We start from the raw sequence: 22,183 nt of genomic DNA, 5'->3' as shown, positions 1-22,183 counted from the left end.
ACAGTCAATCAGATGGGGGCGAGCCAATGGGAGAAGATATCTATTCAATCGAATTATTGCACCAAGGCAAATACGAATCATGGGATTTTAGCGGTGAGGAAAAGCGCAACGAATTCTACGAGGGTGTAAAAAACAAGTTCAAAGGACATGAAATCGAAGACCGAGATAATGTAGAAGATACACGCATCGTCCAACTATCTGCAACAAGCCTGCAGATTAAAAAAGACGGCGTTTCACAAACCGTTCCTTATGAATGGTACGATGCAGAGTCCTATGAAAAAATTCTGGAATACATCAATAATAATTACAGCGAGTAAAAAGCGTCTCCTCGGGAGATGCTTTTTTCAATAAGGGAATAGGCAGCGAATGGCTAAAAGGGAAGAAGAATATTTAATATATGGAACTAAGTTGATTATAACCTTTGAATTTTTAGCGAATGGATTAATGCTTATGTTAAAAATAGCGCCAATTTAACAAAAGCAAAAAGATTTAGTAAGTATATGTATAAAAGATTATTTGATAAAATGAAAAGAGCAACAGGAAATGTTAAGCATAAATACGAAAGAGGAGTGTATGGAAATACTAAAAGAAATTAAAAAACATTTTTACGAGACAATGTATTCGATTGAGTTTAATGGTTGTGCATTCATTGTTGTTGCTATATTAGTTCTTTATGGAGCAGTGAGCATGTTTCTAGATTTAATTAGTTGATTTTATATCACTAGTGTTGCATAAATAATGACGAAATATTCAGTCACAACGTTTCAATTATTTTTGCCAAAAAGGGAAGCACCCGAATAAAGGTAGCACTGTCCATTTGGTAAATTTATACATTTCGGCAGAGGCGACAATGACAGAACAGCTTGTTACGGAACCTTTTCACTTCCGATTTTCCGAAGCCAGTACTGGGGATTTTTCCAAAGGTTGGCGACCAGTACACGCGAAATTCGTAAGATCGACACTCTACTGTTCGTGTCCATTTGAACAAGCACGTTCAAGCAGTAGGCAATCAAAGCAAGGTACACCTGGTTTTTCACGGCGTTTTCGCTTTGACCATAAAAATGCTTGATTTTCACGTGCTGCTTAAGCCATTTGAAGAACAGTTCGATGGCCCAACGGTTCCGGTAAATATCACTGATTTCCTCTACGGAAATATCGAAGCGGTTGGTGATCAGACGCAACACATCGCCTTTTCCATCTGGGAGAACGATAATTCGGAAGACATTTTCTGTACAATTGGTGGCGTTTCCCACGAATGCCATCGAATCGGAAACAGCATCGCTTTCTTCCGGAAGTTCAAATGTTTCGACTGAATGGATGACGGCTTTGTTTTTCAATCGGGAAACGAAAAAGATGCCGTCATCTGTGAAGGTATCAAAGCGTTCATAGTCGATATAGCCGCGGTCAAAAACATACATGGCTTCCTTGTCGTCCACCAGCACTTCCAGCTGATTGCGATCGGATTCCTTGGCATGGGTCATGACTTCTTTGTCCGGATAATGCGTTCCGTATTCATCGTAAACCAGTCGCAGATGCAGTTTGATCCCCGCTTTGGTTTTTCGGAATTCCGCCCAGTTGAAATGGTTCACATTCAAAGGAAGTGTCGTGGAATCAATGATTTTTAACAACATGCCCTTTTTCGGCGCTCGCTTTTGCGCGGCAATCTGGCTGACCAGCTGCTGGAAAAGATTCGACAGAATCGCTGGATCCAACTTGTTGTTTTTACGGGAAAGCTGCGACACACTGATGGACTTCACGCCAACCGCCCGCTGAAAATCGGCGTTCGTTAACGCTGCTTCAAGCGCATGAAGACTATCCGCCTCGGTCAATTGCGCGTGCAGCATCAGCAGCGTATACGCCTGTGTCGTCAGTTTTTTCGTGTACCGGTCTTGCCCGTGAATTTTCACGTTTTCGTTGAATTTCTCAAAATTAATGGCGTGAAGCCATTTACCAAATGAAGTTTTTCGTGTATTCTTGTCCATGCGTGAGTCCTTTTTATTGGATTTGGACAGGAACTACCTGACCTTTCCATTATAAAGGACTTTTTCTTTTGGTTTTCATCGGTTTTTGAATGTTTTATGAATTCCTAATCTTCAAAATCAATTAATGCAACACTAGTGATTTTATATCACATAAAGATTTTATATAAACATCAAAAAACAACTCAGTAGGCATGAAAAGGTGAATACTATCGGCAAGTAAGTTAGAATATGATAGTAGAAACATCTATCATATAGATTGCGAACAAAAAAGAAAGCAGGGGGTATCTGAAATGAACGCATATGATGAGTACATGAAGGGCATCGTTGTGCCGATGCGGCAAGAATTGACGTCTCACGGCTTTAAAGAACTATTGACTGCAGAACAAGTGAATGAACATATGAGTGAAGCCGAAGGAACAAGCTTAGTGGTGATCAATTCGGTATGCGGTTGTGCAGCAGGTCTTGCACGTCCGCGGTGATCGAAGCATTGCAGCAGACGGACGCCAAACCGAATCACTTAGTGACAGTTTTTGCCGGGCAGGACAAAGAAGCGACTGCACAGATGCGCAATTATTTTGAAGATGTACCGCCTTCTTCACCTTCAATTGCGGTTGTGAAAGATGGGCAACTCGCTTATTTCATTCCGCGCGAGCAAATTGAAGATCATGATGTTGAGCATATCCGCGACCATTTGACGCAAGTGCTTGAGCAGGTTGCCGGCGAGTGAAGACGATTGTGACCACTGCATACCGGCCGAATCAAAAGACGGATGAACTGGCAGCGCAGGTAGCGTCCGATTTGGGCATTCATTTTGTGCTCCGGCGGAAACGCTCGATTGAACGGATTCAGTCTGATGAACAAGCCGATGTATTGGTTGCTGCAAAAGAACGGCTCGAGTTTTACCCATTGGGTAAAGCGGAGCCGTTCTTTTTTCATCCAAATTCTGCAGCATTCCGGACAAAGCGGCCGCTTGAGCAGGATCCGTTAATTGAGGTTTCAGGATTGGCCGATGGAGATTGTTTGATCGATTGTACGCTTGGAATGGCATCTGACGCCATCGTTGCATCACAGAAAGTCGGAGCTTACGGCCAAGTAATCGGCTGTGAAGCCCATCCTACTTTAGCGTATGTCGTAGCGAAAGGGCTGCAAGAATATGAGTCACTGCCACATTTAACCGAAGCGATGAAAAGGATTCAAGTCGTAGGAATGGATGCGGTTGAATTTCTGAAGACGCGTGAAGATAATTCAGTTGATGTCGTCTATATGGATCCCATGTTCACGGAAGAAATTTCAGAGTCCTCAAATTTCCTTCCGCTCAGAGGGACAGCAAAGGCGGGACAATTGACGGAAGAATGGGTGGTGCAAGCGGTACGGGTTGCGAGGAAGTCGGTTGTCTTAAAAGCTCATTTCCGTTCAACAGATTTCGAGCAGTACGGATTTATTAGACGCGTTCGGCCGAATACGAAATTCCATTACGGGGTCATCGATTGCCGTTAGAAATTTTATCTTGCAAAAGCTTTAGACAGAAAAAAACTTCCTAAGCGATTAGGAAGTTTTTTTCTTAGTCTGTAAAGTTTAATGAAGTCAAATATCCAAGCATGAATAATAGTCCTAGACCGATAAGCAATGATGCATCCATGAAAAGTTCCTCCTTTTTCGAAAAAACAGAGCTATATGATTAATTTTATTGTACAATGAATTTCAAGAAGATGAAACCTTTACGCAAGAAATTCGTTTAAATAAACAATAGAGTTACTAAAATGTTCAAAATTGTGGGTGATATGGATGAAAAGCTGGTGGCAAAAGTCTTTAATGATTGCAGTTGCTGTGTTGACTTTAGGGGCGATTTCCCCAAACCATATGATTTGGGAAAACTTGCTCGAGGATAAAGCACCAAGCAATTCGCAAGCTGCAGAAGGCAACGAAAAACTATATACATATGATTTTCTGGATCCAAGCGAACTTTATTACAGCAGCCAGTCGGTTTTGGAAACTGTACATAAAGCCGCAGAAGAACAGGCTTATCTCAAATTCGGTTCACGCATCGGCCCGGTAATCCAAGACGAATTCCAGACATCGATCTTGCCGAATATCCAACAGGCGATCAATGACCATTTGTCCGGACTTGATCCCGACAAACAAAGGCTGTTGGCAATTTCTGAGCGGCCATCCGGAGACCATGCGGAAAAAATTTTCCATGTTTACAACAGCGAAACCAGTAAAGACCTGATTCGTTTTCATGTAAGAACAGAGAAAAAACCGTTGGAAGGCTATTTCTTCAATTTCCATTACCATGTAGCAGAAGATAATTTCCAACAGCATATTGCCCTCGGCGATATTTATTGGTCCAAAAATACGCCGCCTAAATGGCTTTCTTAAAACCGTTACATTTGTAACGGTTTTTTTTGTTGGATTTTGTTATGATAACTATAACAATGGAGGCGAAATAAAATGAAACAATATTTGGATTTATGCAAGCATATTTTAGACAAGGGCACGAAAAAAGAAGACCGGACAGGAACCGGCACTTTGAGTGTTTTCGGCTATCAAATGAGATACGACCTAAACGAAGGCTTCCCATTGATGACTACAAAAAAAACGGCGTTCCGCCTGATTGTCTCAGAGCTCTTATGGTTCATTAAAGGCGATACAAATGTAAAGACTTTACTTGCGGAAAACAATCATATTTGGGATGAATGGGCTTTTGCAAAATGGGTTAATAGCGATGAATATAAGGGGCCGGACATGGCTGACTTTGGCCGCCGCGCCCAGAAAGATCCGGAGTTTTCAGCTGAATACGAAGAGCAGATGGCAATTTTCCAGCAGAAGATTTTAGGAGATCCAGGCTTTGCTGAAAAATACGGCGATCTTGGACCGGTTTATGGCCAACAATGGCGTTCTTGGGCTAAAACAGACGGCGGTTCCATCGATCAGCTAAAAAATGTGATCAATGCGATAAAAAACAATCCTGATTCACGCCGCCATTTGGTGACGGCCTGGAACCCGGAATTCGTTGATGATATGGCGCTTCCGCCTTGCCACACGATGTTCCAGTTCTATGTCGCAGACGGGAAGCTATCCTGCCAGCTGTACCAGCGCAGTGCCGATGTTTTCTTAGGGGTTCCTTTTAACATTGCTTCTTATGCATTGCTCACGCACCTCATTGCGGGGAATGCGGACTCGGAGTGGGGGATTTCGTCCATACTACTGGAGATACCCACCTTTATGTAAACCATCTGGAACAAGTGAAGGAACAATTATCACGCGATCCTAAGAAATTGCCGGTTTTGAAAATAAACGAAGAAGTCGGTTCGATATTCGATTTGAAAGTGGAAGACATTCAAGTCGAAGGATACGATCCGCATCCGCGCATTAAAGCACCTGTAGCGGTATAAACGGCTGCAGACGAATAATGGAGGGGTTTTATTGATCTCGTTAATGGTTGCACATGACCCGAATCGGGTAATCGGAATAAATAATGAATTGCCTTGGCATATTCCAGAAGATCTGGCGTATTTCAAGAAACATACAGTCGGCAAAAGCATAATTATGGGGCGCAATACGTTCGAATCGATCGGACGTCCTTTGCCGAAGCGAAAAAACATTGTTGTGACTCGCAACAAAGACTATCATGCAGACGGCATCCAAATCGTCCACGATTTGGATGAAGCGATCGAACAGGGCAAAGGGTTACATGAAGAAATCATGGTGATCGGCGGCGAACAGATTTTCAGATCAATCTTGCCGAAAGCCGACCGTTTATATATCACATTGGTGCAAAAGGAATTTGAAGGCGACACATTCTTCCCGGAATATGGCGATGAATGGAAATTGGTTTCTAAATCCGACCACCTTTCTTCTACAGGAATACCGTTTTCCTATCTTGTTTTTGAGAGAAAGGGCTGAGTCGCAAAGATGTATAATTCAGTTAAGACCTTTTCTTTTCTATTCGGCTATTTGCCGATTGCAGCCATGAACCTCAAAAAGTTTAAAGCGCAAAAAGCCAGTATGGCAAAAGCGGAGTATGACGCGTTAATCCATTCTGAACCTCAAAAATGGGCAGCTGGCATTATGAAGCGAACAAAAAGCAAAATTGAAATTGACGGGTTGGAACATCTTCCCGAAGGCCCTGTATTGCTTATCAGCAACCACGAAGGGAATTTTGATATCCCTGTGCTGCTGTCATCCATTCCAAAGCCTTTCGGATTTATTTCTAAAAAAGAAGTGAAGAAGTTGCCGATCATTCCGCATTATATGGAAGAAATGAATTGTGTGTTTCTAGATCGGACGGACCGGAGAAGTTCTTTTAAGTCGATTGCAGATAGTGCGGAAAAGCTGAAAGCTGGCCATTCCATCTTGATTTTTCCGGAAGGGACAAGGAGCAAAGGCGCAGGAGTCGGCGACTTCAAATCGGGTTTTATGCGCATCGCCAAAGATTCAGGTGTACCGATTGTACCGATTGCCATCCATGGAACATCCGCGGTCATGGAAAAAAACAATAATAAAATCCGTCCCGCCGATATCAAGGTGAGGGTATTAAAGCCGATCGAAGCCGACTTTATAAAAGACACGGATGCGAAAATCCTGATTCCTTTGATTCGTTCAAAAGTGGAAGAAGCGGTGGCGTTGATAGGAAGTGGAAAAACAGGTCTGCTATAGATCTGTTTTTTTACACAAATTCACCGGAAGTTTTAGATGGACCAACTAAAGGAATATATTATGTAGGAGTGATTTTATGCCAAAGATACATATTGTTACGGATTCAACAGCAGATTTAAAACCCGATATGATTGAAAAATACAACCTCCATGTCGTGCCTTTGAATATTCAAATCGATGGCAAGAGCTATTTAGACCGAGTGGATTTGGAACCGAAATCGTTTTTGGAAATGATGGCCACTTCAAAAGAATTGCCGAAAAGTTCACAGCCTGCCCCTGGGATCTTTAAAGAACTCTATGATCGGCTTGGTGCAAACGGGGACCAAGTTCTTTCGATTCATATGACCGGCGGCATGAGCGGAACAGTTGAATCGGCCCGGACAGCCGCAGAACTCACTGATTCGGACGTCACCGTCATCGATTCCCGCTACATTTCCCACGCCCTCGCATTCCAGGTTTTCGAAGCTGCAGATATGGCGGCTGAAGGGAAAACGATGGAAGAAATCGTTCAACGAGTGGAGACCATCAGAGAAAATACAAAGCTATTCGTCGTAGTTGATACATTGGAAAACCTAGTGAAAGGCGGGCGTATCGGGAAAGGAAGAGCCATGATCGGCTCATTTTTGAAGATCAAACCAATCGCTTCCCTAGACGGAGGAGAATACACGCCGGTGGCGAAAGCCCGGAGCTACAAACAAGTTGTTCAATATTTGATGAATGACTTCAACGAGCGGACTGCGGGGAAAACGGTAAAAGGCATCGGCATTGCCCATGCAGAAGGATTGGCAATGGGGGACCCGTTGAAACAACAGCTTGAGCAAGAAGGGCATACCAATATTAAATTCGACTACACAACCCCGGTAATCTCGACGCATACAGGAGTTGGAGCTATTGGTTTCATGTTCTATACAGACTGAACAAACCGTCAAATGGATTCTGTTAAAGGGGCGACTAAATTGAAACGCATCCTGTTTATTTTAATTTTAGCGCGGGAATCTTAGCGGGATGCAGTTCATCGTTCATTTTTGGGAAAGATGAAGCCGAACCAAGGGTCCCCATCGCTTTTTCTGAATACCGGGTGCCGCCGAATTTCGTGCCGCAAGCTCTGATTATTACAGCGCTCGGCGACTCGCTTTCACAAGGAGTCGGCGATACTGAAAATTTGGGCGGTTATACCGGCAGGCTAGCTGAGGAAATCAGTGATTGGCCAGGGGTGCGGGGTACGATAGTCGAAAACACTGCCAAACGTGGACGCAGAAGCGACCAGCTGCTGGCCATGTTTCCGAAAGGGGTATTGACCGGCCCAATTACGGAAGCGGATTACGTCACGATGACGATTGGCGGAAACGATATCATGAAAATTGTCAAAAGGGACCTTTTTTCCTTGAATATCGAAGCTTTTAAAGACGAACTCGTTTTATATGAAAATCGCTACCGCACTATTTTTAAATCCATCCGCGCAATCAACCCTTCTGTTCCCATCATTGCTGTCGGCATATACAATCCTTTTTCTTTAATCACCGATGAAGTGGCAGAATTTGAAGAAATCATCACCAATTACAACGAGGCCATGATGGAAATAACAGAAGAAGATCCGCTTGCCTGTTTTGTACCAGTCGAGGATCTGTTTGTCGGCAACGACAATCTTGTATACCATACAGATTTTTTCCATCCGAACAGTAAAGGCTACGAGCTGATGACTGAACGGATTGTTGAAAGAATGGGAGAATGCGGACTTAGTTATCAAGAATAGGAGGGGTTTAATTGAAGATTTGGCGTTCCGCTTTTTTAGTGCTGCTGACAGTGAATATTCTTGCTATCCTTGCCTTGTTCCTATTGATCACCACACCAGCAGAAAAGCATTCATTAGCGGATTCAAGTGCAGCACAGAATAATTTAGCCGGAAACTCGGTAATCATAAATGTAACTAAAGACGATTTCGAAGGCATTGCCAACACTTACATTCAACAGGCAATGGCTGACCAGCCAATCCCACTCGCTTTGTCGGTAGATGATGATGTGAGCTTATCTACAGAGCTGGAAGTTTTTTCGATCACGTTGCCAATCTTGTTAAGATTTGAACCGTTTGTCCAAGAAGACGGCAATTTACTTCTTCAGCAAAAGTCGGTCGAGGTCGGTATGCTGGATATTCCGCCTGAATCTGCGTTAAAATTGCTAAGAGACTCAGTAGAGCTTCCGGATTTCATGGAAGTTGAGCCTTCCGAGGAATCAGTGTTGCTGAAATTGACAGAAATCCCGTTGGATGGCGGAATCGCAGTTAGGGCAACCTCTTTCAATCTCGAAGAAGATGATATACGTTTGCGTGTAACGATTCAGAGATAAGGATGGTGGAATTGGATGAAGACAGAAAAAGCGACATTTGCAGGCGGCTGTTTTTGGTGTATGGTCAAGCCTTTTGATTCCTATGATGGAATTGAGTCAGTGGTAAGCGGCTATACAGGCGGCGATTTGCCTAATCCTACTTATGAACAAGTGTGTTCAGAAACGACTGGCCATTATGAAGCGGTCCAAATTACGTTTCAGCCTGAAATTTTTTCCTATGAAAAACTTTTAGAAATTTTTTGGAGCCAAATTGATCCGACAGATGCAGGCGGCCAGTTTTTCGACCGCGGCCAATCGTATCAAACGGCGATTTTCTATCATTCGGAAGAACAGCGACTTGCTGCTGAACAATCTAAAAAAGACCTGGAAAACTCAGGGAAGTTTTCAAAACCGATAGCAACTAAAATTCTCGAAGCCAAGCCGTTTTATTTGGCAGAAGATTACCATCAGGATTATTATAAGAAAAACCCTGCCCATTATAACCGCTATTCAGTTGGATCGGGAAGAGCGGGGTTCATTGAAAAAAATTGGGGTGGACAATCATGAAAGAAGATTTAAAAGCAAAATTGACGCCGATGCAATATCATGTCACGCAGGAAAACGGTACGGAACCGCCGTTCCAGGGCGAATATGATCAATTGTTTGAAGACGGCATTTATGTAGACATCGTTTCAGGAAAGCCGCTTTTCAGCAGCAAAGATAAATACGATGCCCATTGTGGATGGCCAAGCTTTGCAAAACCACTGGAAGGTTCAGAAATCAAAGAGAACTTTGACACCAGCCACGGCATGAGAAGAACGGAAGTCAGAAGTGCTACAGCAGATTCACATCTTGGGCATTTGTTCCCGGATGGACCTTCTTCGCTTGGCGGCTTGCGTTATTGCATCAATTCAGCGGCATTGCGATTTGTGCCTAAAGACCAATTGGATGCAGAAGGCTTATCTGAATACAAACAACTATTTGAATGATTGGATGCCCGGACAAATGTCCGGGCTTTTCCTTGCGAAAATAGAGGAGGGGAATAGGTGAAACGTTCTTTTTATCAATTTGCGTTGAAATACCGCGGCAAGCTAAAAGTGGATGATTTCTCGGAATTTGCAGAGTCCATGTTCTTAGACCACAGCTTTCCAAAAGCATCGGAAGACTTCGAAGAATTATCTAGGTATATTGAAGAACGAGCGCATCCTGTATTAAAAGCTTCAACTTTTGATTCGATTTGGGATGAATATGTGAGGCATTAAGTTAATCGATTGCACAAGCAACGAAAAAACAGTATGATAAGAACGACTAAAATAAAGTGAGGTTTTATAAATGAGTGTTCACATCAATGCAAAAAAAGGCGATATCGCCGATACAATCCTGCTTCCGGGAGATCCGCTTCGCGCGAAATATATTGCTGAGACTTTCTTAGAAGATGCAGTATTGTATAATGATGTCCGCAATATGTTCGGCTACACAGGTACATATAAAGGCAAACGCATTTCCGTTCAAGGAACTGGAATGGGCGTACCTTCAATTTCAATTTACATTACTGAATTGATGAACGAATATGACGTACAGAAATTGATCCGTGTGGGTACTTGCGGTTCGATCCATGAAGATGTTAAAGTCCGCGACGTCATCTTGGCGCAAGGTGCATCTACAGATTCAAAAATGAACGAAATCATTTTCAACGGCATCGACTATGCTCCACTTGCCGATTTTGATTTGCTATTGAAAGCTTATAATGCAGGCCTTGAAAAAGGATTGAACTTGCGTGTAGGGAACGTCTTTACTGAAGATGTATTCTACAACGAGTTCGCAGAACACGAAAAATGGGCGAAATACGGCGTTCTAGGCCTGGAAATGGAATCTGCTGCACTTTATACATTGGCTGCTAAATTTGGCCGCAAGGCATTGTCTATCCTGACAGTTAGCGACCACTTGATCACTGGAGAAGTGACAACTTCTGAAGAGCGCCAGACAACTTTCAATGACATGATCGTTGTAGCGCTTGATGCAGCAATCCAGGAATAGGAACAAAAAAAGAGACTGTCTTGACAGTCTTTTTCTTTTAATTTTTAGCCAAGCCTGATAAAATCTAAAACAGTTTGATTGGCAATTATGAAAGTGGTGAAAATGATGGATGAAAAGCGCCCAGGTGAGGAGCAACAACAGATCCCGCCGGCAGAAGAAGCTCCGTCCCATTTTATCCGGATGAAAACATTCTATTTTATCATGCTTGTTGTTCTTCTGATATTATGTACAGCGGGGGTTAACCGTTTTTGCGTTGACGTTCGGAGATGAAAAAGCGGTGGAAGTGACTTCTCCGCAAAGAAGTGAGTTCCAGAAATTATATGCAGCTTATGATCAACTGCATGCTGAATATTACGAAGACCTTGATGATCAGGAATTGATCAATGGCGCAATCAACGGCATGATCGACTCGTTGGATGATCCATATAGCGATTATATGAATAAAGACGAAGCTTCCCAGTTTCTTGAAGGCATTTCTTCGAGCTTCCAAGGAATCGGAGCGGAAGTGCAGGAGCGGAACGGCTACATCAGTGTCGTATCTCCGATCAAAAATTCTCCAGCTGAAAAAGCGGGAATTATGCCTGGCGATATCATCACACAAGTGGATGGCGAAAGCATTCAAGGAATGAGTGCTTCTGAAGCGGTAATTTTAATCCGTGGCGAAAAAGGTTCTGAAGTGACCTTGACAGTGAAGCGCGGTGAATCGGCAGAGCCGATGGAATTTAAAATCATCCGCGATGAAATTCCCATTGAAACGGTTTATGCAGAAATGATCGGCGATAATGTTGCCCATATTCAAATTACCAGTTTCTCGGAAAACACATATGACGAGTTATTGAGTGCCATAACGGATATGGAAAAAGAAGGCATGGAAGCTATGGTCCTGGATGTTCGCCAAAATCCAGGCGGATTATTGACGACAGCTTTGGATATTTCGAATTTGTTCATCGATGAAGGCAAAGAGATGTTCGAAGTTCAGGCTAAAGGCGAAGAACCTGAAGTCTATATGTCTTCTCCAGGAACGAAAGTAAAAGTACCAGTCACATTGTTGATTGATGGCGGATCCGCTTCTGCTTCTGAAATTCTTGCAGGTGCCATGAGTGAATCGGCTGGAATCCAATTAGTTGGAGAAAAGACTTTCGGTAAAGGGACCGTACAAACAGCGAGCGACTTGGAAGACGGTTCGAACTTGAAATTTACGACGGCGAAATGGTTAACGCCGGAAGGCAATTGGATACATGAGAAAGGCATTATGCCGGATAAAGAAGTGGCTTATCCAGAATATGCATCATTGCCGATATTAGACCCTTCAGCTGAGCTGAAAGACGGCGCATTTTCTGAAAATGTACGGACTGCAGAAAAAATGCTGGAAGCACTCGGATTTGAAGTTGGAGAAGTAGATGGCATTTTTGAAGAAAAACTTCAAGAAGCAGTCGAAACTTTCCAGGAAGAAAATGAATTGGAAGCAACAGGCATCATAACAGGCGATACAAGTTTTGCCATTATGGATGCACTGCGCTTGAAAATTGAAAAAGACGACCCACAACTTCTAGAAGCGAAGAAAATCGTAATGGAAGAAGCTGGGATTACTGCTGAAACTGAGAAAGAAACAGAAGAAGCGGCGAAAGAAGATACAGAAGAATAAACTGGAGGTCCGCAAATAGCGGGCCTTTTTTATCTAGATGCCAATTGAGGGGGAAAAACATTGAAAGACGTATATTTATTCAGCGGTTTTTTAGGCAGCGGGAAGACGACATTATTAAAAAATATCATTCAGCAAGCGAAAGAAGCGGGGCTAAAACCTGCAGTCTTCATGAATGAGCTTGGCCAGATGAACTTTGACTCAGATGAAGTGGAAGATGGCGTGCCGTTAAAAGAACTTTTGGACGGCTGCATCTGCTGCACCGGTTCTGAACGATCAGAAGCCCAAATCCAGACTTTACTGGCTGAAGAGGAATTTGATCTGCTATTGATTGAAACAACGGGAGCTGCCCACCCAGTTGAAGCATTGGATGCCATTTTCTCGCCATTATTTGCAGAGCGTTTGAATTTCAAAGGCATTATTACGGTTGCTGACAGCAAGCGCTGGCTTGACCGGGAACAACTCTCTCCGCAAATCCGATCGCTATTTATCGAACAAATTCGCCATGCAGATTTGATCTTGGCAAATAAGATGGATTTATTGAGCGACGAAGAGCAAGGGAAAGTGACTTTCGAACTTCAAGGCTTGAATTCAACAGCTGCGATTCTACAGACGACCCACTCGAAAGTTCCTTTTTCGATGCTTGAGAAATTGACCGCTTCGAAGAAAGGGGCAGTCGAATCTGCTCCAGTTTCCAAATTGAACTTAAATACACGGGTCTTTCCATTTACAAAACCGGTAAAACGCGAAGACTTTGAAGAGTGGCTTCGTGAATTGCCAGAAACGGTTTACCGCATTAAAGGGTATGTGCCGCTTGAAGGGGATAAATACCCTCATGCCTTCCAATACGCTTACGGAATGGCCCAATGGCTGCCGGAATACATGAAGATGAACACACAGATTGTCGTGATCGGAGAAGGGATCGAAGAGGTGGAATTGCCTTGATCGAAGCTTATCGGAAGCTATGGAAAAATCGGGCCGGTGCTGAAGAGGTTGAAACAGAAGAGCAGTTGGAACAAAAAATTCGCATTGAATTGAAAGATGAGCTGACCCATCCGCGCCTTCGGAAGCCGGTCAAAGAAAAGCTCGCTTACGCAGCTGAGCGAATCGAACAATCCGATTTGGCAGAATTACAAAAAATCCAATTACTCGAGTTATATAAAAAGATTGCCACTCAACTTGACTGAGCGGCAATCTTTTTTTGTTTGATCAATAAACGGATCGATAAAGTGATAGCGCCTGCAGAAAGGCCGGCGATCAATCCGATCCAATAGCCGAAAGCATCGAAACCGGTGTAGGTGGCAAGCAGGTAGCCGACTGGCAGACCGATGATCCAATAAGAGACGACGGCCATGACAAATGTGATATTCACGTCTTTATAACCTCTGAGCGCCCCTTGCACCGGAGCTTGGATGGCATCCGACACTTGGAACAGGGCAGCAAACACGAGGAATTGGATGGCGAGTTCGATAACTGCCGGGTCAGAAGAATACAAGGCGGCGATTTGTTCGCGCATGAAAAACAGGATGCAAGCGGAAGCAAAACTGAATACGACCGCACTTCCGACGCTGAGCCAGCTGTACTCGCGCGCATCGTTGAAGCGTCTAGCCCCGACTTCAAAGCCGACGAGTATGGTTGCCCCCATCGAAATGCTGAGCGGCAGCATGTATAGAAGCGACGTGAAATTGATGGCAATTTGATGCGCTGCAATGGTAATCGTTCCGTATGTACTCATCATCAGCGTGACGGCAGAGAAAATGCTCGTCTCCGCAAAAATTGAAATGCCGATGGGGACACCGATTCGGCTGATTTCTTTTATTCGAGCAAACGAAAGTTTCGTCCAAGCTTTAAATATGGTGAATTCAGCAAACGGTTTTCTGCTGTGGATGATCCAAACCGCAATGGCAAGCACGAGCCAGTAAGTAATGGCGGATGCATAACCAGCACCAGGGCCCCCGAGTTCCGGAAATCCGAAACTGCCGAAAATCAACAAATAGTTGAAAAGTACATTGATCGGCGCGGACATCAGTGAGATGAACATGGAAACGCGAGTCGCACCGAGTGCGTCAATATAGGAGCGGAGGGCATTGTAAACGAATAGTGGAATGAGTCCTAAACTCATGGCGAAGATATATTCAGCTGCTACAGCTTCGACTGCAGGTTCCAAATCCATTAGGCCAAGGAGCGGATCGATTCCGAAAAGAAAAAAAGAAAAACGGCGATGGCCAAAATAACCGCCAAATAAATCCCGTGCTGCACGGCATCTTTTACTTCTTCTCTTTTCTTAGCCCCCATTAATTGTGCTACAATTGGGGTGATGGACATAAGTATTCCGGCTAGTCCGATGTAGACTGGGACCCAAAAAGACGAGCCGATGGAAACGCCGGCAAGATCTTCGGTTCCATAACGTGCGGTCATGTAAATATCAAAAAAAGTGACCAAATACATCGCTACTTGTGTAATGAGTATCGGAAAAACGATTTTGAAAAGCAATTTCAGTTTTTCGGATTTTGTTTTTGTTTCGACCATTATCCATCCTCCAGTAAGACCATCCGTCCGAATGTTAAACGGACGTCAAAAATTCAAATTAGCCTAAGTATAGCATAGAATCCTCGTGCATTTTGATGCGCATAAGGGAGAAAAAAAGAGATATTTTGAGAGAGTAGGATATTAGATGAAGAAAAGAACGATTTTATTGACAGGCGGCGGCACTGCAGGACATGTCTCCCTGAACCAGGCCATTCTTCCGGAATTGCAGAAGCTCGATTTCAACGTCGAGTATATCGGGTCAAAAGACGGCATTGAAAGTGAACTGATTCCGGAGGCATTTCCAGCGGTGCCTTATCATGCCATTTCCAGCGGCAAATTGAGACGCTATTTCTCCATGAAAAACTTTTCGGATCCTTTCCGGGTAGGTGCAGGTTTAGTTCAGGCGTTGCGGATTATCCAAAAGACAAAGCCGGAAGCGATTTTTTCAAAAGGCGGCTTTGTTTCAGTACCGGTTGCCATGGCGGGGAAAATGCTCGGCATTCCTGTCATTATCCATGAGTCCGATGTAACACCTGGGCTTGCGAACAAAATTGCGATGCCTTTCGCTAACCATATCTTCACTGTCTTTAAAGAAACGCTGAAACATGTGCCAGCAGAAAAATCGACTTGCACCGGTTCCGTTATCCGCAGTGAACTGATGGAAGGATCAGCCGAAATCGGGAAAGAATTATGCCATTTTACAGCTGACTTGCCGGTACTGATGATTATGGGCGGAAGCCAAGGGTCGGCAGTGGTCAATGAAGCCATCCGCAGCAACTTGCCGGCTTTAATGGAAGCTTATAATGTCATCCATTTATGCGGAAAAGGCAATTTGGATGCTTCTTTAGAGATTTTTCCAAATTATTGCCAATTCGAGTACGTTACGACTGAACTTCCACATTTGCTTCATATGACTGACTTTGTCGTGTCACGAGCGGATCGAATTCGATTTTTGAATTTTTGGCATTGAAAAAACCGATGCTCCTCATACCGTTGTCGCGGCAGAAAAGCCGTGGGGATCAAATTTTAAATGCGCAATTATTTAAGCAGCAAGGCTTTGCGCATGTGATAGAAGAAGAGGAATTGACGCCGGAAAATTTCCTTCTAGAAATGCAAAAGCTTCATATGGACGAAGATTTGCTTGTGGAAAACATGACCTTGGCCGAACCTCCGAAAACAGCGAGCGAAATGGCCAAACTAGTGGTTGCCCACTCAAAAGCCCGCTATATCAAAAAATAAGAACGTTTTGTACGGGAGACCCAGATTCAAAAGAACGTTCCTTTAAAGGGAAAATTTCAGCCAGGAGTGAAGAAATGGAAATTACCTTATTGAAAGTCCATGGTTCCATGAATACGTTTTACTTGTTGGAAGGTCCAGAAATTGAACATTACGATCAATTGACTCTCCAGTTATCTCAAATGGATTCTTCAGTCGACGGCTTGCTGGTTGTTCTGCCTTCAGAAAAAGACCATGCGAAAATGCGGGTCTTTAACCGGGACGGATCGGAAGCGTCGATGTGCGGCAATGGTTTACGATGCGTTGCACGCTATGTATGCGAGCGGACGGATTGGACGAAGCAGTGATTGAAACGATGAAAGCTTCATTGGCAGTGAAAAAAGAACAGCCGCTTGCAGATGGAAATGCCATGTATGCAGTGGAGATTTCACCGGTTTCATTTGAATTGGCTGATTTGCCGATGTCTTATCTAGCCAACAGCGAGTGGCTGATGAAGCCGCTGTCTTTTGTTTCAGAGGAAATCAATTTTTCAGCAGTGGCAGTGCCGAATCCGCATTTGATCGGTATTGTGCCAAAAGCTTATCAAGAAGACGATAGCCACCAAAGAAAATGGGCGGAAACGTTTAACGGCCCGAATGAATACTTTTCTGACGGCGTTAACGTCAGCTATGTGACCAAAGTGGAAACCGGAATTTTCGTCAAGACGTTTGAGCGCGGCGTCGGTTTTACGAATGCATGCGGAACTGCCATGACCGCTTCAGCTTTAATTAGCTGTTTATCGGGTATTGTCCCTTACGGAGAAGTTACGGTTTACAATCCGGGAGGCATGGTGAAATGCACAGTGGAAAAAGATGGCGAAGACTTCAAGCTTGCTTTGTCCGGCAATGCCACCTATCTTTCAAGCCATCGTTTCGAGTGGGCAGAAGAATTGAAGGACAGCAAATTCCTTTCAGCAGAGACTTTTGATGAACAGGAAGATTACGAGCGATTCATCGATCAAGTTGCAGAGAAAGCTAAACAATTCGTTTAACAGAAAAGAGTGCTGCGTATGCGTAAACCTTTTACTATGGAACAATTGGACTTGCTGTATGGAAGCTCGGAAGATTTGGCTTTTTTCATGCGGCAAGAAGGGGATACTTTTATTTATGAATATGTGAACCCGGCTTGCACGGCCGTTTTCAAGCAGGACCTTACTGGATCTTCTGTAGATGAAAGCATGCCTGCAGAATTAGCAGAGGAGATAAAGCGTTCTTATCTCACTGCCATACAAATGAAGAAATCGTATACCTATCAGGATTATAATCTTTTCAGCGAGAACCATGCGGCCAATGAAACAAGAGTAACTCCGATTTTCGCTGCTGGCATTTGTTACATTCTGGCCATTACTAAAAATGTCACACAGCAAAAGAAGGTGGAAGAGGGATACTTGTTTTACCAATCTCTCATTCGCGACTCGTTAGACCCGATGATCACCTTATCTTCGGACTTTACCATCTTCGGGATGAATGACATGTATGCCGAAACGTTCAATATCCAAAAAGAGCAATGGGCCGGTAAACATTATAGCGAACTTCCATTTGTGGACGATTATACGTTTCAGAATATTACAGAAGAGCTGAAAAATTTTAAAGCAGGTGAAAGTCCACAGCATACCGTAATCAGCAGAAAGAAAAAATAATGGCGAGACAGCTTTTTTTCAGTTAATTACTCGCCGGTATACGAGGGCAAAGTTATCCGTGCATTCCACATCGTTTTGCGGGAGTTGAATAATGCAGCAGAACTGATAGAAGAATTGAAGAAGACCGAAAATGTTTTGGAAAGCTATAAGTCTGCTTTGAACTATGCGGCTCTTGTTGGCATGTGGAAGCCAAACGGCCATATCGTCTATGTGAATGATAACTTCAAGAACTTGACAGGTTTTGATCGGTCAGAATTGATCGAATCAAACATCAAGGGAATCGGAAAGGCGTTCATGACAGACGAAGAATTCGATGAAATCACTAAGACGGTACTGTCCGGTGAAATTTGGCGGGGCGAACTGAAAAGCCTAACAAAAAGCGGCGGCCATTTTTGGGTGGATACGACCATCGTGCCATTAACCAGATACAACGGAAACGTTTATCAGCTATTATCCATAATGTTTGATATTACCGATCGTAAAGCGCTAGAACAGAAACTGCATTTTATGGCTTATCATGACGGGCTGACGAAATTGCCGAACCGGCTTTTGATAGTCCAAGAGTTTATGGAAATGAAAAAACGGGCAGATGAAACCGGGGATTGGATTGCCATACTTTATATGGACGGCGATGGATTCAAAGGTGTGAATGATAAATACGGCCACGATGTAGGTGATGAATTCATTTACCGCTTTGGCCAGTCCATTCAAAACAGTTTGCGCAAACAAGATATGGTGGCGCGAATAGGCGGCGATGAATTTTTAGTTGCGTTGGCTGGACTTGATCCGGAAGATGCCGCTAACCAAATCGACCGGATCATCGATCGGATTAAGAAGGAATTGCAAATCGGCTGGGAAATCGAAGGCATCCATTTTTCGCCGACAGCAACAATCGGTGTTTCAATCTACCCTGAAAATGCAGCCGAGCTGGAAACATTAGTGAATCAGGCGGACCACGCCTTATACGAAGCGAAAAGAAATGGCAGAAATCTTGTTTTTTATTATCAAGGAACAGAAGAAAAATCCTAGGAAATCCCATTAATATCGGGTGTTGAAGGCATGAAAGCGCTTTAAAAAGCTTTATGTGAATATTTTCACTAAAAACCATTGTTTTTTTTACTGGAAGTAGTAAGATTGATATGGAAATTTGTTCTTCAAGCGATGAGCGCCTTCGCTTTATGTATCCACGTTGGCGTGATAAAATATTGAAGGTACACATATAATAATAGCGACTGCCATAAGGCAAAATAGTTGGAGGTTTTTTAATGTCTAGCAATTATTCAGATGCAAAATCCCCATGGAGTTCCATTACAGGCCCGAACCTTGGCTATGTCATGGAGATGTATGACATTTACCAAGAATCGCCGGAATTGCTCGATCCGGAATTTGCGGAGATGTTCAAACAATATGGACCACCTGTTGAAAACAGCCAACCTTCAGCAACTCAGGAAATTTCTGAAGCAGCAGGGACTGTTGAACCGAACAAATTCGGAAAAGTATTGGCTGCAGTGCAGTTAGCAGAAGCGATTCGTGCACACGGCCATTTGGCGTCTGATATTTATCCGTTAAATGACCAGCCAAAAGATACTTCCCGTTTAGAACCGTCAGCGTATGGCTTAACGGAACAAGACTTAAGAGAAGTGCCGGTTTCATTGCTTCTTTCAGAAGCACCTGACAATGTTTCAAATGGTTTAGAAGCCATTGCGTATTTGAAATCGCTTTATACGGACAAAGTCGCTTTCGAGTTTTCCCATATAGTTCAACCGCAGGAACGCAGTTGGATTCAAGCGAAAATCGAAGCTGGTGAATTCAAACCTTCATTAGACCAAGAGAAGAAAAAAGAAGTTTTGGATCTTTTGACTCGTGTTGAAGGTTTCGAGAAATTCGTCCACCGTACTTTTGTCGGCCAGAAACGTTTCTCGATTGAAGGCGTAGACACATTGGTCTTGCTGATCGATGAACTGGTTCGTTTGTCAGAAGAAAAAGGAACAGAAAAAATCATGATCGGGATGGCGCATCGCGGTCGTTTAAATGTGCTTACACACATTTTGCATAAGCCATACGAAATGATGTTTGCCGGCTTTGCTCATGTCGGAGACGAAGCTTTCCTGCCTGAAGACGGATCTGTCCAAATTACAAAAGGCTGGTTCGGCGATGTGAAATACCATATGGGTGCGGCTTATACTTCACCTAAAGGAACGAACATCAAACTTGCTTACAACCCGTCGCATTTGGAAATCGTCAGTCCGGTAGTTGTAGGGCAAACACGTGCTGCACAGGAAACGACAAATCAGCAGGGCATTGCTGCGATCGACTCTAAAAAAGCTTATGCAATTTTGGTTCACGGGGATGCTGCATTCCCAGGACAAGGCGTTGTAACGGAAACGTTAAACTACAGCCGCATCCGCGGATTCCAGACCGGTGGTTCGATCCACGTAATCGCCAACAATCTAATCGGCTTTACGACGGAGCAATACGATTCCAGATCGACTCATTATTCCTCGGATCCTGCAAAAGGCTTTGAAGTTCCTGTAATCCATGTGAATGCAGACGATCCGGAAGCAGTTATCGCAGTTGCGCGTTTTGCGTTTGAATACCGCGAAAAATTCGGCAAAGACATTTTGGTTGATCTGATCGGCTACCGCCGTTATGGTCATAACGAAATGGATGAGCCGTTAGTGACGAATCCGATGATGTACCATGAAGTCCATAAGCATGACACTGTCCGCGCATTATATGGACAGCAGTTGGCTGCAGAAAAAGTTCTTTCAGAAGACGATGTGAAAGCATTAGATGCTGATACACAGAAAGAAATGCAGGAAGCTTATGACCGTGTGAAAGAAAACAAAACAGATGATGCACCGAAATTGACGATGCCAGAAGCAGTCTTAAACGGCTATCCGGAAGTTCCTACTGGCGTCGATAAAGATGTACTTGTAAAAATGAACGAAGAATTGCTGACTTGGCCAAGTGATTTCTCCGTATTCAGCAAATTAGCCCGAATTCTGAAACGCCGTGAAGATCCGTTTAATGGAAAAGGCAAAATCGATTGGGCTCATGCAGAAACATTGGCGTTTGGCGCCATCCTGCAAGATGGACATCCAATCCGTTTAACAGGGCAAGATGCGCAGCGCGGAACTTTCGCTCATCGCCACCTTGTGCTGCATGACGATAAAACAGGGAAAGAACTTGTTCCGCTTCACCATATCTCTGGAGCAAATGCTTCCTTTGTCGTATACAATAGCCCATTAACCGAATCGGCCGTTTTAGGATTCGAATATGGCTATAATGTTGAAAATGAAAATGCATTGGTCATTTGGGAAGCTCAGTATGGAGATTTCGCCAATATGGCGCAAATGATGTTCGACCAGTTCATCTCTGCTGGACGTTCTAAATGGGGACAAAAGTCCGGACTTGTTATGCTTCTTCCGCACGGCTACGAAGGCCAAGGTCCGGAGCACTCAAGCGCTCGACTTGAACGCCATCTTCAAATGGCAGCTGAAAACAACTGGACGGTAGCCAACTTGTCCAGTGCAGCGAACTATTTCCATATTCTTCGCCGCCAAGCAAAAATGCTGAGCGAAGAGGCAATCCGCCCATTGATTATCGTTTCGCCTAAATCCTTATTGCGCCACCCATTAGTAGGGGCGGAAGTGGATGATTTGACAGAGGGCCATTTCCAGACGGTTATTGAACAGCCTGGAATGGGAACAAAAGACAAAAAAGTGGAACGCATTCTTTTCGCTAGCGGCAAAATGGCGATCGATCTGGCTGAACGTGTGAAAGATGGAAAAGGCTATGACTGGGCACATATTGTCCGTGTTGAACAGCTTTACCCATTCCCAGCAGAGAAAATCCAGGCGATTGTTGACCGCTATCCGAATGTCAAAGAGCTTGGCTGGGTACAGGAAGAACCGCAAAACATGGGTTCATGGACTTTTGCAGAGCCATATCTTCGTGAAATCGCTGCAGGCAAAGACGTCTCGTATTACGGACGCATCAAACGCCAAAGCCCAGCTGAAGGCGACGGAGAAGCTCATAAAGCGGAACAAACTCGGATTATCGATGCAGCATTGGCAAAAGCATAATCCTTTCATGA

Annotated in this window: 20 protein-coding genes and 5 pseudogenes; 23 read left to right on the top strand and 2 right to left on the bottom strand. The window is 43.8% G+C overall.

Going from position 1 to position 22,183, the window contains the following annotated elements:
- The first annotated feature begins 26 nt into the window (after positions 1–26).
- Positions 27–317, top strand: coding sequence for a hypothetical protein (locus tag L0M13_RS10075; RefSeq protein ID WP_235196375.1), 291 nt, complete (start codon positions 27–29; stop codon positions 315–317).
- A 549-nt stretch (positions 318–866) separates the two neighbouring features.
- Here L0M13_RS10075 and L0M13_RS10070 read toward each other — a convergent pair.
- A complete protein-coding gene (locus L0M13_RS10070; RefSeq protein WP_235196374.1) occupies positions 867–1,982 on the bottom strand; it encodes an IS4 family transposase in 1,116 nt (371 codons plus the stop codon).
- Between the two features lie 290 nt (positions 1,983–2,272).
- On the opposite strand from L0M13_RS10070, the pseudogene L0M13_RS10065 reads away from it, so the two are divergent.
- From L0M13_RS10065 to L0M13_RS09990, 16 genes and pseudogenes are all read left to right on the top strand, one after another.
- Positions 2,273–2,709: pseudogene (locus L0M13_RS10065) on the top strand (BrxA/BrxB family bacilliredoxin).
- A complete protein-coding gene (locus L0M13_RS10060) occupies positions 2,706–3,479 on the top strand; it encodes a class I SAM-dependent methyltransferase (protein WP_235196373.1) in 774 nt (257 codons plus the stop codon). The pseudogene L0M13_RS10065 and the gene L0M13_RS10060 overlap by 4 nt, the downstream one beginning before the upstream one ends.
- A gap of 288 nt (positions 3,480–3,767) precedes the next feature.
- The gene (locus tag L0M13_RS10055) at positions 3,768–4,361 is read left to right on the top strand and encodes a YpjP family protein (protein ID WP_235196371.1); all 594 of its coding nucleotides are present in this window, start codon (positions 3,768–3,770) and stop codon (positions 4,359–4,361) included.
- Between the two features lie 72 nt (positions 4,362–4,433).
- Positions 4,434–5,377: pseudogene (locus L0M13_RS10050) on the top strand (thymidylate synthase).
- Between the two features lie 31 nt (positions 5,378–5,408).
- Complete coding sequence (locus L0M13_RS10045; RefSeq protein ID WP_235196370.1) at positions 5,409–5,888, top strand: dihydrofolate reductase; 480 nt, start codon at positions 5,409–5,411, stop codon at positions 5,886–5,888.
- Between the two features lie 9 nt (positions 5,889–5,897).
- Complete coding sequence (locus tag L0M13_RS10040; protein ID WP_235196369.1) at positions 5,898–6,641, top strand: lysophospholipid acyltransferase family protein; 744 nt, start codon at positions 5,898–5,900, stop codon at positions 6,639–6,641.
- Positions 6,642–6,717: 76 nt separating this feature from the next.
- Entirely contained in the window at positions 6,718–7,557 is an 840-nt protein-coding gene (locus tag L0M13_RS10035) for a DegV family protein (protein WP_235196368.1), read from the top strand.
- Positions 7,558–7,733: 176 nt separating this feature from the next.
- A complete protein-coding gene (locus L0M13_RS10030; protein ID WP_235196367.1) occupies positions 7,734–8,393 on the top strand; it encodes a GDSL-type esterase/lipase family protein in 660 nt (219 codons plus the stop codon).
- Between the two features lie 11 nt (positions 8,394–8,404).
- Positions 8,405–8,983, top strand: a complete 579-nt coding sequence (locus tag L0M13_RS10025) for a YpmS family protein (protein WP_235196366.1) — start codon at positions 8,405–8,407, stop codon at positions 8,981–8,983.
- Between the two features lie 15 nt (positions 8,984–8,998).
- Entirely contained in the window at positions 8,999–9,529 is a 531-nt protein-coding gene (msrA, locus tag L0M13_RS10020) for a peptide-methionine (S)-S-oxide reductase MsrA (RefSeq protein WP_235196365.1), read from the top strand.
- Positions 9,526–9,951 (top strand): peptide-methionine (R)-S-oxide reductase MsrB, encoded by a 426-nt coding sequence (gene msrB, locus L0M13_RS10015; RefSeq protein ID WP_235196364.1) that lies wholly within the window; start codon positions 9,526–9,528, stop codon positions 9,949–9,951. The genes msrA and msrB overlap by 4 nt, the downstream gene beginning before the upstream one ends.
- Before the next feature lie 57 nt (positions 9,952–10,008).
- A complete protein-coding gene (locus L0M13_RS10010; protein WP_235196363.1) occupies positions 10,009–10,224 on the top strand; it encodes a YozE family protein in 216 nt (71 codons plus the stop codon).
- Positions 10,225–10,294: 70 nt separating this feature from the next.
- Entirely contained in the window at positions 10,295–10,999 is a 705-nt protein-coding gene (deoD, locus tag L0M13_RS10005) for a purine-nucleoside phosphorylase (protein ID WP_235196362.1), read from the top strand.
- Between the two features lie 105 nt (positions 11,000–11,104).
- Positions 11,105–12,644, top strand: a pseudogene (locus L0M13_RS10000) (S41 family peptidase).
- A 60-nt stretch (positions 12,645–12,704) separates the two neighbouring features.
- Positions 12,705–13,586 carry a CobW family GTP-binding protein gene (locus L0M13_RS09995; RefSeq protein ID WP_235196361.1) on the top strand — a complete coding sequence of 294 codons (882 nt, stop codon included), beginning with the start codon at positions 12,705–12,707 and terminating at the stop codon, positions 13,584–13,586.
- Positions 13,583–13,828, top strand: a complete 246-nt coding sequence (locus tag L0M13_RS09990) for a hypothetical protein (RefSeq protein WP_235196360.1) — start codon at positions 13,583–13,585, stop codon at positions 13,826–13,828. Before L0M13_RS09995 ends, L0M13_RS09990 begins: the two co-directional genes overlap by 4 nt.
- Here the strand turns inward: L0M13_RS09990 and L0M13_RS09985 are convergent.
- Positions 13,816–15,170: pseudogene (locus tag L0M13_RS09985) on the bottom strand (MATE family efflux transporter). The gene L0M13_RS09990 and the pseudogene L0M13_RS09985 sit on opposite strands and share 13 nt — an antisense overlap.
- A 145-nt stretch (positions 15,171–15,315) precedes the next feature.
- On the opposite strand from L0M13_RS09985, the pseudogene L0M13_RS09980 reads away from it, so the two are divergent.
- The 6 genes and pseudogenes from L0M13_RS09980 (at position 15,316) to L0M13_RS09955 (ending at position 22,172) form a co-directional block, all read left to right on the top strand.
- Positions 15,316–16,409: pseudogene (locus tag L0M13_RS09980) on the top strand (undecaprenyldiphospho-muramoylpentapeptide beta-N-acetylglucosaminyltransferase).
- Positions 16,410–16,483: 74 nt separating this feature from the next.
- Positions 16,484–16,753, top strand: coding sequence for a diaminopimelate epimerase (locus L0M13_RS09975; RefSeq protein ID WP_235196359.1), 270 nt, complete (start codon positions 16,484–16,486; stop codon positions 16,751–16,753).
- On the top strand, positions 16,738–17,436 hold the full coding sequence (locus L0M13_RS09970; protein ID WP_235196358.1) for a diaminopimelate epimerase: 699 nt from the start codon (positions 16,738–16,740) through the stop codon (positions 17,434–17,436). The genes L0M13_RS09975 and L0M13_RS09970 overlap by 16 nt, the downstream gene beginning before the upstream one ends.
- 18 nt (positions 17,437–17,454) lie before the next feature.
- On the top strand, positions 17,455–18,084 hold the full coding sequence (locus L0M13_RS09965) for a PAS domain-containing protein (protein ID WP_235196357.1): 630 nt from the start codon (positions 17,455–17,457) through the stop codon (positions 18,082–18,084).
- Positions 18,085–18,168: 84 nt separating this feature from the next.
- The gene (locus L0M13_RS09960) at positions 18,169–19,113 is read left to right on the top strand and encodes a sensor domain-containing diguanylate cyclase (RefSeq protein WP_235196356.1); all 945 of its coding nucleotides are present in this window, start codon (positions 18,169–18,171) and stop codon (positions 19,111–19,113) included.
- A gap of 236 nt (positions 19,114–19,349) precedes the next feature.
- The gene (locus L0M13_RS09955) at positions 19,350–22,172 is read left to right on the top strand and encodes a 2-oxoglutarate dehydrogenase E1 component (RefSeq protein ID WP_235196355.1); all 2,823 of its coding nucleotides are present in this window, start codon (positions 19,350–19,352) and stop codon (positions 22,170–22,172) included.
- The last annotated feature ends 11 nt before the right edge of the window (positions 22,173–22,183 follow it).

This window comes from Planococcus sp. 107-1 (assembly GCF_021513255.1).
Taxonomy (GTDB): Bacteria; Bacillota; Bacilli; order Bacillales_A; family Planococcaceae; genus Planococcus.
The sequence above is the reverse complement of the archived record's forward strand: the minus strand, read 5'-3'. Positions and strand labels throughout refer to the sequence as shown.